This window comes from Deltaproteobacteria bacterium, from assembly GCA_012522415.1.
Classification (GTDB): Bacteria; Desulfobacterota; Syntrophia; order Syntrophales; family JAAYKM01; genus JAAYKM01.
Genome location: JAAYKM010000051.1, coordinates 1 through 13,807 on the forward strand (window position 1 = coordinate 1; position 13,807 = coordinate 13,807).

The 13,807-nt window shown below is 52.6% G+C and carries 15 protein-coding genes; 8 read left to right on the forward strand and 7 right to left on the reverse strand.

Going from position 1 to position 13,807, the window contains the following annotated elements; all coding sequences use genetic code 11:
* The 4 genes from GX147_04810 to GX147_04825 form a co-directional block, all read right to left on the reverse strand.
* A partial coding sequence (locus GX147_04810) for an ABC transporter permease subunit (GenBank protein ID NLN60021.1) occupies window positions 1-1,822 on the reverse strand: 1,822 nt, incomplete at its 3' end.
* 502 nt (window positions 1,823-2,324) lie between these two features.
* A complete protein-coding gene (locus tag GX147_04815) occupies window positions 2,325-3,152 on the reverse strand; it encodes a radical SAM protein (GenBank protein ID NLN60022.1) in 828 nt (275 codons plus the stop codon).
* A 16-nt stretch (window positions 3,153-3,168) separates the two neighbouring features.
* Complete coding sequence (locus GX147_04820; GenBank protein NLN60023.1) at window positions 3,169-3,861, reverse strand: 4Fe-4S binding protein; 693 nt, start codon at window positions 3,859-3,861, stop codon at window positions 3,169-3,171.
* A gap of 64 nt (window positions 3,862-3,925) precedes the next feature.
* On the reverse strand, window positions 3,926-4,783 hold the full coding sequence (locus GX147_04825; protein NLN60024.1) for an ABC transporter substrate-binding protein: 858 nt from the start codon (window positions 4,781-4,783) through the stop codon (window positions 3,926-3,928).
* A gap of 384 nt (window positions 4,784-5,167) precedes the next feature.
* On the opposite strand from GX147_04825, the gene GX147_04830 reads away from it, so the two are divergent.
* Window positions 5,168-5,542 carry a hypothetical protein gene (locus GX147_04830; protein ID NLN60025.1) on the forward strand — a complete coding sequence of 125 codons (375 nt, stop codon included), beginning with the start codon at window positions 5,168-5,170 and terminating at the stop codon, window positions 5,540-5,542.
* The gene (locus GX147_04835) at window positions 5,434-5,772 is read left to right on the forward strand and encodes a hypothetical protein (GenBank protein ID NLN60026.1); all 339 of its coding nucleotides are present in this window, start codon (window positions 5,434-5,436) and stop codon (window positions 5,770-5,772) included. Before GX147_04830 ends, GX147_04835 begins: the two co-directional genes overlap by 109 nt.
* On the opposite strand, the gene GX147_04840 is transcribed toward GX147_04835, so the two are convergent.
* A complete protein-coding gene (locus GX147_04840; GenBank protein NLN60027.1) occupies window positions 5,769-6,257 on the reverse strand; it encodes an alpha/beta fold hydrolase in 489 nt (162 codons plus the stop codon). The two genes, GX147_04835 and GX147_04840, sit on opposite strands and share 4 nt — an antisense overlap.
* Before the next feature lie 117 nt (window positions 6,258-6,374).
* Here GX147_04840 and GX147_04845 point away from each other — a divergent pair, with 117 nt between their 5' ends.
* Together GX147_04845 and GX147_04850 are read left to right on the forward strand one after the other, a co-directional pair.
* The gene (locus tag GX147_04845; protein NLN60028.1) at window positions 6,375-7,616 is read left to right on the forward strand and encodes a DUF1015 domain-containing protein; all 1,242 of its coding nucleotides are present in this window, start codon (window positions 6,375-6,377) and stop codon (window positions 7,614-7,616) included.
* Between the two features lie 164 nt (window positions 7,617-7,780).
* Window positions 7,781-8,563 carry a tRNA1(Val) (adenine(37)-N6)-methyltransferase gene (locus tag GX147_04850; protein ID NLN60029.1) on the forward strand — a complete coding sequence of 261 codons (783 nt, stop codon included), beginning with the start codon at window positions 7,781-7,783 and terminating at the stop codon, window positions 8,561-8,563.
* 206 nt (window positions 8,564-8,769) lie between these two features.
* Here GX147_04850 and GX147_04855 read toward each other — a convergent pair whose 3' ends face one another.
* Window positions 8,770-9,777 (reverse strand): ribonuclease Z, encoded by a 1,008-nt coding sequence (locus GX147_04855; protein NLN60030.1) that lies wholly within the window; start codon window positions 9,775-9,777, stop codon window positions 8,770-8,772.
* A 209-nt stretch (window positions 9,778-9,986) separates the two neighbouring features.
* Here GX147_04855 and GX147_04860 point away from each other — a divergent pair, with 209 nt between their 5' ends.
* Window positions 9,987-10,358 (forward strand): peptide chain release factor-like protein, encoded by a 372-nt coding sequence (locus GX147_04860; GenBank protein ID NLN60031.1) that lies wholly within the window; start codon window positions 9,987-9,989, stop codon window positions 10,356-10,358.
* A 62-nt stretch (window positions 10,359-10,420) separates the two neighbouring features.
* Here GX147_04860 and GX147_04865 read toward each other — a convergent pair whose 3' ends face one another.
* Window positions 10,421-10,783, reverse strand: a complete 363-nt coding sequence (locus GX147_04865) for an ATP synthase F0 subunit C (GenBank protein NLN60032.1) — start codon at window positions 10,781-10,783, stop codon at window positions 10,421-10,423.
* Window positions 10,784-11,099: 316 nt separating this feature from the next.
* On the opposite strand from GX147_04865, the gene GX147_04870 reads away from it, so the two are divergent.
* Genes GX147_04870 through GX147_04880 form a run of 3 tightly spaced genes read left to right on the forward strand, consistent with a single transcriptional unit; the run spans window position 11,100 to window position 13,793 of the window.
* Window positions 11,100-11,564: an Lrp/AsnC family transcriptional regulator gene (locus tag GX147_04870; protein ID NLN60033.1), complete on the forward strand. Its 465-nt coding sequence runs from the start codon at window positions 11,100-11,102 to the stop codon at window positions 11,562-11,564.
* A 1-nt stretch (window position 11,565) separates the two neighbouring features.
* Entirely contained in the window at window positions 11,566-12,849 is a 1,284-nt protein-coding gene (gene hemL / locus GX147_04875; GenBank protein ID NLN60034.1) for a glutamate-1-semialdehyde 2,1-aminomutase, read from the forward strand.
* Window positions 12,846-13,793 (forward strand): GDP-L-fucose synthase, encoded by a 948-nt coding sequence (locus GX147_04880; protein ID NLN60035.1) that lies wholly within the window; start codon window positions 12,846-12,848, stop codon window positions 13,791-13,793. Before hemL ends, GX147_04880 begins: the two co-directional genes overlap by 4 nt.
* Window positions 13,794-13,807 lie beyond the last annotated feature (14 nt).

The window sequence follows — 13,807 nt, forward strand, 5'->3', positions numbered from 1 at the left end:
TGATGTCGACGCCACCGAAAACGACATAGTACAAGATCATCAGCAAAACGACGATCGGCGTGCCCTGAATCACCCGGATGAACACCATTGCCGGAAGATGCATCCACTTCGTCCTTGCCCGGCGCATCATGCAGATGGCAAATCCCAGAACCGTCCCGAATACCGCCGACAACAGGGAAATGACAAGGGTAACCCCCAAACCTCGCAGAATCAGTTTGTAACGATCCTCGATGACAAACGTCCGCTTAAAACTCTGGTCCATGCGCACCCAAAAACCGTCCGCTTGCAGAGGCTTTACGCCCTTGGTTTGCGACGCGACGACAGCGATTGTCCCCCCCGTATAGTTCGGGCTGCTGAACAGAACCGATCTCGAACGCTCCGGCGTAATGGTGATAAACCCTCCGGCCATGTCGCTTTTTCCTGTCTTCAGAGCCGGGATAATCGCAGAAAACTCCATATCCGTAATTTTCAGACCCCGCCCGAGTTTCCGGGCAATGATCATCGCCGTCTCGATATCGTAGCCGACCATCCTGCCGTCTTTCATATAGGCAAACGGTGCACAATTACTGTTCGTGGCAAACCGGATGACATCTTTTCCATCAGGCAGGCCGATGTCGGGCAGTACCTTGACCCGCTCATCTTCACCAAACCATTTTTGCGCCAGCTCCCGGAGCGTCCCCTCGTCCCCCATTTTCCGCAGCGCGGCATTGACCTGTACCTGCAACGCCACCCGTTCCCTGGCAAACGCAAACGCATATTCATTGGTACTCAGCCATTCTTGGAGGTAAGTGACGCCGGTGGTCTGGCGGATCATATCCTTTGCCACCACATCATCCACCAGGAAGGCATCTATTTTTCCTGTTCGGACCGCCTCAATCTGATCCGTAAAAGTTGAAAAATAGACGGGAGTCGCCGTGGGTATTGTTTCTTTCAGGACATTCTCATACATCGCACCGGTGATAACACCGACCCTTTTCCCTGACAGTTGTGAAATATTGTCTATCCGTTTATCGTCCCGGGCGATCAGCCGGTCCCTCCGGACAAGCAGGGCGGTTTCCGAATCCACGTAGGTATCCGAGAAGAGCATATTCCGCCCCCGCTCGGGAGTGGCGTTCAAGTCAGCAACCAACAAATCGACCTTCCCGGTCTGTGCGGCGATGACCAGGGCGGAAAAGTCCATGGTCTGAAACGTAATTTTTGCGTTCAAAAAAAGCGCAAGTCGTTTTGCGAACTCAATATCAAATCCTGTCAGTTCGCCATTGGCATAAAAGTTCATCGGTTCATTTAAACCGTCCGTGCCGATTTTCAGGGTTAGAACAGGGGCTTTTGTTTCCGGCAGATCCGGTATTCGCGCATTTTTCCCCAGAATCCACCGGTTGTACATATCCTCGTAGGTTCCGTCCCCCCGATACTGCTTGATAAACGCATTGACCTTTTCCATGAGTTCGTCCTGCCCCCGAGCCGTTCCGACAACAATCCGCTGATCTCCGATCTTTTGGTCCATTACGGCCAGATTGCAATCGCGGGCGGCTATATACTGAAGCGTGTGTCGGCCAAAGGCAAAGGCATCAATCTTCCCCTGCTTAACCGCCAGATAACCATCGGGAACCGTTTGGTAATATTCTATTTTGCTTTGCGGAAATTTTTGCTCAACAATTATCATGGATGCGGCACCCTGGGGCACGCCAATGGAATAGCCGGGTGCATTCATCTGAAACGGATCGGAAAGAGTATTTTTGTTTTTCTCGTTTGGGCATCCCCACAGCAGACCGGAACCAGCCAAAAATAAAATGATGAGAATACATTTCACATGCCGATGCATCTTTTCCGTATCCCTATCTCCTTTCCGACGTACCAGACAGCAGCGTTAAAGCGGAAACAATATGTCAAACCGGACTCATCTTTGCAATTGAATAATACTTGCTGTTGACACTTCTTCCAGTCACTGCCGCAGATCCCTGGGTTCGGGGGACATAACACTTAATTTGATTGCTTAAAGTTCCTGCAAGATTTCATTGGTGGCTGGAATAATTAGTCATCCCTGAAAAACTCCGTTTGCGACGGAGCAGGCGTTTAAGGGGGTTAGCAAGAGGTTCTTGATGGCCTAACAGTGACCGCCAAAGCACTCTTCGAAAAGGAATAAAAAAGCTCTGGGAGGATTCATCAGGTTGAAACCGCAAACCGGGCAACAGAGGGTCGCCTTCGGTTCCCTTGAGGTAATAGCACCGGAGACGATGGCCCTGTTTGAGGTGGCCGAAGAGTTGAATTATTTTTCAGGGATGACCATGAGAGCTTGAAGACATTACCATCGACCTCAGATCCTGTTATTCACCCTGATGCAAAAGCCCGACGGCATCGGCCCGACACCGGCGACAGTGGTACATCTGAGGAATGGATAAAGCGGCAAGGCTGCGCGTATGGTCAATCCGGCCCTTCGCCATCTTCCCCAGGCCGGCAAAAGGGGTATTCGGGAGAGGTATCAAGGGAATACAGTTCATGACATCGGCCCCCCAACCGGCCACTTCGGCGGCAATGCGCGGAATATGGTCCACATTGACTCCGGGAAGCATGACCGTATTGATTTTCACGACCACTCCCTTCGCCTTTAACTTGTAAATCGCCTCCCGCTGGCGAAAAATCATCCTCTCGGCCGCCTCCCTGCCCTGATACACTTTACCCCCGATCCTGATCCAGTCATAAACATGGCTGCCGATCTGTGGCAAGACGGCATTGATCGTAACGGTAACATGGGTGACGCCCGCCTCGGCCAAATCCGCGATATGATCCGTGAGATTCAGGCCGTTGGTTGACAAACAGAGCAGAAGATCGGGGTAAGCGGCATGAACCGCTTTCACGGTTTTCAAAGTCCGTTCCGGATCACAGAGCGGATCTCCCGGGCCGGCGATGCCGACCACGGAAATATCGGTCCGATCTTTCATAATTTCATCAAGATAGGACAGCACTTCGTCCGGGTTGAGAATACGGCGGGTAAGACCGGGACGTCCTTCATTCGCACAATCGTAACGACGATTGCAAAAACAACAGTGAACATTGCATTCCGGAGCCACCGGCAGATGAATCCGCCCCCATCTGCCTTGAGCCGAACCGTAGAAGCAAGGATGGTCGGCCATGCGCCGCCGATGATGATTGATTGCCGTATTGGGCATCTTACATCCGCTTTCTGCCGATCTTGATGGCATTTTCCGGACAGCTCTTGAGACAATCACCACAATTCGTACAGTTAACCTCATCAGGACGGGTTCCCATTTCGCAGATTTTGAGACATGCGTCGCAGTTATTGCAGGCATCGGTTTTGAAAACCCGGAAAATGGCAACCCTCTTGAACCACTCCAGTAAACAGCCTGTCGGGCAGACGAAACGGCACCATAAATTTGCGATCACCAATCCGGCTGCCACCAGCCCCAGAACCGTAAAGGTCCGGATCAACCAAGCCGTAGAAGCGTGCTCGAAAGAGAGGCCGATGGAAGGCCAAAATTCACCGATGCGGATCGGGATTATCCAGCGGGGATTTCCCAGAACCAGCCACAAGAAAAGCGTAACGGCCAACCCAAGGCAGAGTCCCAGGGGAGCCCACTTTGAGAAGCGGTTCCGGGTACGCAATTTAAAAATCGCGGCCTTACCGATCAATTGATTGACAAAACCACCAGGACAGAGCCAGCCGCAGAACGCCCGTCCGAATAAAATAACGGACAGGGGGACGAAGAGCCAGAGTCCCCAGAAAAGGCTGGTAATCCTTCCCCAACAGGTGATGACGGGACATACTTGACAATCCACAAAGGGAACAGGATAGGGACAACGGAAAATCCCGTAGAATGACCATTGCCCCAGTACAAAGAGCATCCCCACCTGGACCATCCGGCGCACCCAGATCAAGGGTGTGGATATAATCTTGGTTTGATTGCGGCTAGACATCTTTCACCCCCAATTTCTCGACCAGCGCTTTCCCCCGGTCGGAATACGCGGAAATGAATCCCTGTCGCTCAAAGATATCCTGTACTTCACGGGAACAGACGAAATCCACATAATGATCGGCCAACCGCCTGTCCCTGGCGTATTTCATGACACCGATGGTGAAGGTCAAGGGACCGGGATGGAAAATGTTCTCCGGCAGTGGAATGACCTCGACCTGACCTTCGAATTCGGCCATACGGATGAGACGTCTTTCCACAATGGAAGCCTGTCCTTTGCCACTGATGATTTTGGGCATCATCTTGATAACACAGCTTTCCTTCTCGACCGTGTTCTTGAGAATATCCTCGGCCATGCCGCTCTTCTTCAGAATGCCCATGACCGCTTCACCTCCGGGAGGAGAGGCACCTAAAGGGAGAATAACGCGGACCCCCGGCCGGGCCAGGTCCTCATAAGATTGAATGTTCGCCGGATTCCCCCTGGGTGTGATCATCACGTATTCCGTAAAGCAAAAGGGGCGAAAATAGATCATTTTCTCTTCCTCGCGCAACTTCTTCGCGAGCTTCAGAACCCGCCCTGCGAACACCTCCGTTACGGCGCCGCCCAGCAAGGATTTTCCGAGAGCGGCTGCAAACGCCCCTGTATAATCGATTCGAACACCGACTTGCTCCTTGTATACGAGGTTGGCCTTGTTAAAAGCTTCGGCCAACCCACCACACGACCAGACTTGAAGTGTGTCAGCCTGAAAGGACGTTGCCCCTAATCGGCCGGGAACCAGGTTCAATGCCAGGGCTGAGACTGCCGCCGTTTTCAAAAACCGTCTTCTGTTAACCCCAACGTGCTCTTCCTGCATCACCTCATCCTTTCTTCGTTGATTAAACCTGATTTGACGACGAAAAAGCGCTCTCTTCCCGCAAACTTTCACGATGGCCCGTCATCGCCCCCAAAGTTCACCTGTTTTGATCAATCTTTCTATATGATGAATAATATCCTTGTGTTTTATTGCCTGTGTGCTGATTACACGGCATGCCATGCATAAGTCCAATTCATATTAATTATGAAACAAACGGTTACATAGCTCACATGAATCAACATTTATCCCCGGGGTTCGGGGGACATAACACTTAATTTGATTGATTAAAGTTCTTACAAGATTTATAAGGTTTTCATGTCAAGAATATCGAGAATTGTAGCCGTGGGTTTTCCTCATCATGTCACTCAGCGGGGTGTCCGATCCATGGATATTTTTTGCGATGACGAAGAGCGGCATCAGTATTTGCAATTTGTTAAAGAAGAAACCAAGCGTAACGAGATGGATATTCTTGCCTGGTGCCTGATGACAAATCATGTTCATTTTATTGTCGTACCAAACAACGAGACATCTCTTGCCCGAGGTTTTGGGGAAGCACATAAGCGATATACAAGAATGAAAAATTTCAAAGATAATGTCGGGGATACTTGTTTCAGGGAAGATTTAGTTCCTGCGTTCTGGATGAACGGCATTTGCTGGCTGCGGTACGGTATGTGGAAAACAATCCGGTCGAAGCCGGTATGGCCGGATATGCATGGGAATATCAGTGGTCAAGCGCGGCGTATCACGTTGGTCATATAGATGAGGATGTCCTGTTAAAAAGCAGGGATCTGTATGGTCTGGTAAGAGACTGGCGGGAGTATTTGCTGGACACAGATAAAAGCAAAGATGCTTTATCTTGCGTGATGCGATCTACACGCACGGGCAGACCGGCGGGAAGCCATGATTTTGTTAAAAATATTGAAAAGCTGATCGGGCGGCCGTTGCAGAAGCAAAAGTCGGGACCAAAAAAGAAGATAGGGAATAATTAAGTGTTGTGTCCCCGGAATAGCAGGAGGCAGTCCCAGGGCATCTTTTCAAAATGCTCATGAAGGGAATGGTCATCCGTTACGGCATGGTAAAAGAGGTTGGTAAATACCTCTTCGGCAATTTTCCGGGTTGCCTCGGGTGGAACGATTGCATCCTGTTTGCCGTGGTAAACAACGACAGGCAGGGTCAGACGCGCCCGCTTGCAGGAATCAAATTGCGGCAGTGTCAGAGCCGGGGCCAGAAGGATCAGTTTTTTCACCCGTTCCTCGTTCCCGCAGGTGTAAACCGCCGCCATGAGACCGCCGTAGCTGGATCCGACCAGGATCAGATCCTCTTTCCCAGCAAGCAGCCGGTCTAGTTTTTCCATGCGCGCCTCGAAAGGTCCTTCATAATCCTCGATCAGCATATCCGGGTAGTGTTTACGAAAAAACTGGCCCTTTGTCCCCAGGCCGCTGCTTTCCAATCCATGGATAAATACACGGTTCATCGTTGCTTTTCTCCCCCTTGAGGCCTTCGTCCCGCTTGGAACAGGACCCCTTTTCGGTTGATTTCGGCTATGCAGTATGGCAGTATGACGCCAATTTCGCAACAGGAGAATACAAGCATGTCCAACGTCGTTCCATTTCGAGCCCTGAGGCCGCGGAAAGACATTGTCAAGGATGTCGCCTCCTATCCCTATGACGTCCTGAATGTGGAGGAAGGGAAAAAACTCACCGCGGGCAATCCCGCCAGTTTTCTCCATGTGGAAAAACCCGAAATCGATTTGCCCGTGGGAACGGATCCGGCGGGGGATGACGTGCACGAGCTTGCAAAATCATACATGCAGAGGATGATCGATCGGAAAATCCTCTTCCAGGACGACCAGCCCTGCTACTACATCTACCGCCAGAGCACGGACGGACACGAACAGTACGGCATCGTCGCCGGTTACAGCGTCGAGGAATACGAGAAGGGGTTGATTAAAAAGCACGAACTGACCCGGACGGACAAGGAAATGGACAGAACCCGACACATCGACACGGTAGGCGCTCACACCGGTCCCGTTTTTTTGACCTTCAAAGCCCGGGAATCCCTGGACAAAATCGTCGCCGGGATTATTTCCGAAACACCGGAATACGATTTCACAGCCCACGACGGCATCGGCCATGCAGCCTGGGTGGTTAAGGATAAACGCCTCATCGAGGCCATCCGGAATGAATTCGCCCGAATTGACACCCTCTACATTGCCGACGGGCATCACCGGGCTGCGGCAGCCTCATCGGTCGGAAAATTACGCCGAACCCATAACCCGCACCACCAGGGCAACGAGGAGTACAATTTCTTTCTTGCCGTAGCCTTCCCGCACAACCAGCTCCGGATTCTGGACTATAACCGGGTGGTTGAAGACTTAAACGGTCTTGATAACGAAACGTTTCTGGCACGTATAGCGGAGGCTTTCATCGTATCCGCCGATTTTAAGAACAAGAGCCCAAAAGCCCGGCACGAATTCGGTATGTACCTGGACGGCCGGTGGTACAGACTGAAAGCCAGACAGGCAATATATCCGGAGGAAGACCCCATCGGCAGTCTGGATGTATCCATTCTTCAAAACAGTCTTCTGGAACCGATCCTGGCAATCAGAGACCCCAGGACGGACAAACGGATCGACTTCGTGGGCGGCATCCGGGGCATGACGGAACTGGAACGCTTGGTGGACGGCGGGGAATTCAGGGTGGCGTTTTCCATGTATCCGACAACGCTGGACGAACTTATCCGGGTCGCTGACGCAGGACTGATCATGCCGCCAAAATCAACCTGGTTCGAACCCAAGCTCAGAAGCGGTATTTTTGTCCACCTGCTGGACTAAAGAGGGCGGCAACCTGGTACAAAACGAGGTCTTCAGCAAGCTCGATCCTTTGCCGTCACCCGCTGGAAGATGCTTCTCTGCACCCGACATGACAAAATTGGTAAAGGCAAGGCTGTTTTAACCACATCACCGTATGTAACGGTGGGGTCCGAAAGGACATTATCATGGCCGCTGATGACGGATCGGTTTTGAAAAAAGAGGGGGAGACACTGGAAAAACTCTTTGACGCCGGATTGAAAATCATCCAGCCGTCCAGGGGTTACCGGTTTTCCATTGACGCCCTCCTTCTCGTTTCGTTTTTTCGTGAACTACCGGACGAACACATTCTGAAAATCGGCACCGGCAGCGGCGTCATCAGTCTGCTCCTGGCTCGCCGCAACCCGACCGTTCGTATTTGCGGTATCGAGATCCAGAAAGAACTGGCGGACATGGCCCGCCGGAACGCCGCCCTGAACGGCATGGCAGACCGGATCACGATACAGGAGGGTGACATCCGGCGGATGGGGAATCATTTCTCTCCGGGTTCCTTTGACGCGGCCCTTTTTAATCCCCCTTACCGCCGCCTACGATCAGGCAAGATCAATCCCGACCGCCAGAAAGCCATTGCCCGTCATGAAGTGGAAGGAGGCTTTGCCGATTTTCTCCATGGGGCCCGCCGATTGCTTAAACCCTCGGGCAGGATCACTTTTATCTATCCGGCCCCACGCTGTGCCGAAGCCATTTCGCGCATGCGTCGTGAAAAAATCGAGCCCAAACGAATCCGCGTCGTCCATTCCTATCCCGATTCGGAAGCGCAATTCATCCTTGTGGAAGGAATCAAGGAGGGGGGGGAAGAACTCCGTATTCTTTCCCCCCTCTTTATTTACAGAACGGGAAAGGAATATTCAGATGAAATGAAAGGGCTGTTCAGGAGTCTGGGGGCATCGGAACGCGAGAACTGTGAGTAAAAACATCGGCGACGCACATGCCATGGCAAACGACAATAAGGCAAAACCCGCTCAAACCTTCCTGTTTACATTCCGACCACACATTCCCGGCGGTCACACGTCCGACCTTCTTCCATTGACGGAGTCTTGAAACAGCCGGCAAAATGACCTTCAGAAAACAACGGGACCCGTTGAAATAGGCGGGCACCTCTGTACCGGGAGCACACTCAATGTTCCTCCCTGAAAGCCCGGACGGCTTCCTCCTGCAGCTTCGCCCCCTTTCCCTGATATTTTGGCGAAAAATGGTAAGGGACCAGCCTTTTCACTCCGCCCTTGCGGGCGATGGTTCCCGCCTGACGCGCCGTCAGATGATATTTTTCCCGGGCACGCTTTTCATCCTCGTGCAGGAAGGATGCCTCGATGAAAAGCAGATCCGCATTCTGGACTATAGAGAGCATTTTGACTTCATTTTCCGGGCTGAAAATCGCGTCGCCGATATAGGCGATTTTCTTGCCCTTTGTGATCAGGACCAGGCGTTCCTTCAGTTCGCCCAACGTAAAGATCCGCTCACACCCACGTCCGTCATATCCCCCCTTCCAGGAAGCTCGAATCGTCGAAGAGGGGTCCTCCTCCGCAGCAATCCGATCTTTCAATTCCATCAGCCAGGGGCCGGGCGGAATAGCCATCTCCCGCAGAACATCCTTGCGGATATTGATCCGGAATTTCTCTTCGAGGGCAAAAGCCAGGGAGGGAATGCGGTGGTCCAGAATTGTCGTCCGAACCCGATACAAGGGATAATCGACGAGCATCCCGTCTCCGATTGCACCCTCTGAGCCTTCTTCACGCCGGAAAGCATTTCGGCACCGGAAGAAGCAGGTCTTTTTTTTCTCCTTTTGGACTTCCGTCACCTCCAGATCTAAATCATTTTCGTAATTTTCAACCAGATTCCAGGTGTAACTACCCAAACGGTTTTCAACATTCCGGATGAACCCCTCCGGCCCGAAGAGCCGGAGGGTCCGGTCTCGTCCCAGACACACCCGAAGCAGATGATCAAAGCCGATGAAATGGTCCATATGGGTATGGGAAATAAAGATATGGCTGATCTTGAGCAGGTTACGGGGCGCCAGGCCGCGCAGGTCGCCCAAATCGAACAGCAGGGCTTCCCTCCGGTATCTGAGTTCCACAAAAACCCCGGGATCCTCAAAGGGATCATTGATCAGTCGGACATCGAACATAAAACAGTCCCCCCCAGTTGATGAAAATACCAGACATTTTTATTTTGCGCCACAGTCATGGAGCCACCGCCATCTCCCCCGTATGAAAAAGATGACCTAACTTGATCTTGACTTTCTTCCGGCCATACAGGAAAAGGAATCGATAGTCAAAAGAGGGAGACCGATACTTGGTCGTATCAGTGGAAAAAAGACAGGCTCTTTCGGAGCGTATGGAAAAACTCGGGATCCAGGAAGAGGATCTCCAGGAGACGTTCGTCCGCTCTTCCGGCCCCGGCGGGCAGAAGGTCAACAAGACCGCAACCTGCGTCCAGTTGGTCCACATCCCGACCGGGCTGGCCGTCAAATGTCAGCAGGAGCGTTCCCAGGCCCTGAACCGTTTTCTTGCCCGACGGCTCCTTCTGGACCGCATCGAACGGCTCAAAGAAGGATTTCTCAGGTCGGAAAAGGCAAAGATCGAAAAGATTCGCCGGCAAAAACGGAAACGCTCAAAGCGGGCCAAAGAGAAGATGCTGGAGGAAAAACGACAGACTTCGGAAAAGAAGATGTTAAGGGGCAGACCACAGGTGGATGATTTGGAATAAAAAAGGGGGAAGAAAGACTCTGTTTATCGCTTCCTTCCCCCTTCAATGATAACGGATCGCTATTACCCGAGCAACTTGATGATCGGATTCGCGTAAAGAATAACCAGAGAGATAACCAGCGCGTAAATTGCGATGGACTCAGTCATGGCCAAACCTACCATCATGGTCAGCATGATCTTGCCCTGAGCTTCTGGGTTTCTGCCCACTGCAACACTGCCGCCACTGGTGGCCTGTCCCATGCCCTGTCCGGCACCGATTGCACCCAAACCCATCGCCAAACCCGCCGCGATGAGGCTACACCCCAGTACGATCGCCTTCGTATAGTCGACCACCGCACCCGGAGCCGCCTCTGCCGCCAAAGCCATGGTTGCCGATGCCAGAAAAGCCACTGCCGTCCAGATACTGTACCTAAATACTTTTTTCATTTTTTCCTCCTGTCTGACTTTTTTTATTTACCGAATAAAACCCGAACAAAAACTTTCTTCACCCCCTTTCCTTTCGATATTCTGGATAGCCACTATCAACCAACATCGAAAGCTACCCACCTATTTAGCACTTTTTAGCGAAGAGCATGGAGAATGTCAAGGGATATTCCCGATGGGGAAAGGGGGAACCGGAGGGGATATGTCAAAGCGACCAAACGGTCGTGACATTCATGAGAGGCGGCATCATGAAACGACTTGATTTTGTCATGCCTCCATAATAAGCAATGTTTACAATCTGAAACGGCAGGGCCTTGACGTGAATTTGACCGATAGAGAAAAAAAAATTATCCGTTTCCTCCAGAAGGACCTGCCCCTGGTGCCACGCCCTTTCGCGGCATTGGAGAAAACCGAAGGCATCCCGGAAGACGAGGTCTTGTCAACGCTTACGCACTGGCTAAGGGAAGGGGTGATTCGCAAACTGGCCGCCCTGATCCGCCACCGGGAAGCCGGCTTTACCCGTAATGCGATGGTTGCCTGGGCCGTTCCGGCGGAGCACTGTAACGAGACAGGAACCCGCTTGGCCGCGTATCGGGAAGTCACACATTGCTACCAGCGAGAGCCCGCATTCCAGGGTAAATACAATCTCTTCACCATGATTCACCTGAAAGAAGGTTCCATGGACACGCTGCTGAACGACATGTCGACGGCGGTGTCCATTTCGGACTATGTTGTTCTGGAAAGTCTGGCGGAGTTAAAAAAAACCAGCATGGAGTATTTTTGACATGACGAATTTGTCCGAACGCCTGGCTCAGGAAGCCGGAGAAGTGATTGCCGGGGGGGTCAACAGCCCCGTTCGGGCCTTCAAAGCCGTTCGAACCCGGCCGCGTTTTATCCATCATGCGGTGGGATCGAGGATCCATGATGTCGATGGCAATGAATATATCGACTATGTCCTGTCCTGGGGACCCATGATCCTCGGGCACGCCCATCCCCGGGTGGTCGAGGCCATTCGGGCGGCCGCCGGGCAAGGCACCAGTTACGGCGCCCCGACGGAAGCGGAAACGACCATGGGCGTCCTGATCAAAAAAGCCTTTCCCACCGTCGAGCGGATCAGAATGGTCAGTTCCGGAACGGAAGCCACCATGAGTGCCATTCGTCTGGCAAGGGGATTCACGGGAAGGGACAAGATCGTTAAATTTGACGGATGCTACCACGGTCATGCCGATTCTCTTCTTGTCCAGGCCGGCTCGGGGTTACTCACCCTCGGCATCCCGGGAAGTCCCGGCGTACCGTCGTCTCTGGCCGCCTTGACCCTGTCTCTTCCCTTCAACAATCGGGAAACCTTCACGGGAGCGATTGAAAGATACGGTCAGGATATCGCCTGCGTCATCGTAGAGCCCGTTCCGGGCAACATGGGCGTTGTCCTTCCCGAACCGGGTTTTCTGGAATACGTGAGAAATCTGACAAAGCAACACGGGATTGTCCTCATCTTCGATGAAGTCATTACGGGCTTCCGCCTGACTTACGGCGGTTTTCAGACTCTAAAGGGGCTTCAACCGGACCTGACCTGCCTGGGTAAAATCATAGGCGGGGGGCTTCCGGTCGGCGTCTTCGGGGGCAAAAAGGAAATCATGGATTGCCTGGCCCCTGTCGGCCCGGTTTACCAGGCCGGCACCCTCTCGGGCAACCCCCTGGCCATGGCGGCGGGATGCGCCACCCTGACCATCCTCAAAGAAATGAGGGAGGAATATGATGCGTTGAACAACCGAACAGGCCATCTATGCGCTGAGATCCGGCACCTTTTCAAAACAAAAGGCCTTCCCATCACGATTAACCAGACCGGATCCATGTTTACCCTCTTTTTTACCGATGACCCCGTGACGGATCTGGCGTCAGCCCAACACGCCGACGGAGCCTTTTTTGTTACTTTTTTTGAAGAAATGATGAAACGGGGTATTTATCTCGCCCCTTCACCCTTTGAAGCTTCCTTTCTCTCTTTTGCTCACACAAGGGCGGATATTGAAAAAACCCTTGAAATCATCAATGACGTGTTGAGGAATCTATGACTCCACCAATCCGGAACAAGCGCATCACGATTACAGGCGGCAAGGGTTTTCTCGGCCGCCACCTGCTGACCCAGCTCCGGCAGCAAAACTGCGAACAACTGGCCATTGCGGATTTACCGGAGTATAATCTGGTCGATCGTCACGACATTGCCAGAATGTACGATGACACAAGACCGGACATCGTCATCCATCTGGCGGCCAAAGTCGGTGGGATCGGCTTCAACCAGAAAAATCCGGCAACCCTTTTCTATGAAAACCTGATGATGGGCACCCAGCTTCTCCACGAGGGATGGGTGAGGGGAATCGATAAATTCGTCGCCATCGGGACGATCTGCGCTTACCCCAAGTTCACGCCCGTCCCTTTCCGAGAAAAGGACCTCTGGGTTGGTTATCCGGAAGAGACAAACGCTCCCTACGGCTTGGCCAAAAAAATGATGCTGGTACAGTCCCAGGCCTACCGGGCGCAGTACGGCTTTAATTCGATTTTTTTGCTTCCGGCAAATCTTTATGGCCCGGGAGATAATTTCGATCCCCGTTCATCTCATGTGATTCCCGCCCTGGTAGATAAATGCGTCCGGGCTGTTCGGGAGGGTCAGGATGAGATCACGGTTTGGGGAACCGGGCGGGCCACCCGGGAATTCCTCTTCGTCAAAGATGCCGCCCGGGCCATCGCAACCGCCACCGTGCATTATGACAAAAGCGAGCCCGTCAACATCGGAACCAACTGCGAGATTTCCATCGCCGATCTCGTCGCGTTGATTGTGGAGTTGACAGGTTTCCAGGGACGCGTTCTCTGGGATCAGAACAAACCGGACGGACAGCCCCGCCGGGCCGTCGACCCGGGACGGGCCTTCCGCGAATTCTCTTTTTCAGCCGAGACACCTCTGCGGGAGGGACTTCAAGAAACGATCGACTGGTATGTGGCGAATTTGGGGGCTCCTTGAGTCCGGTGCGGTCA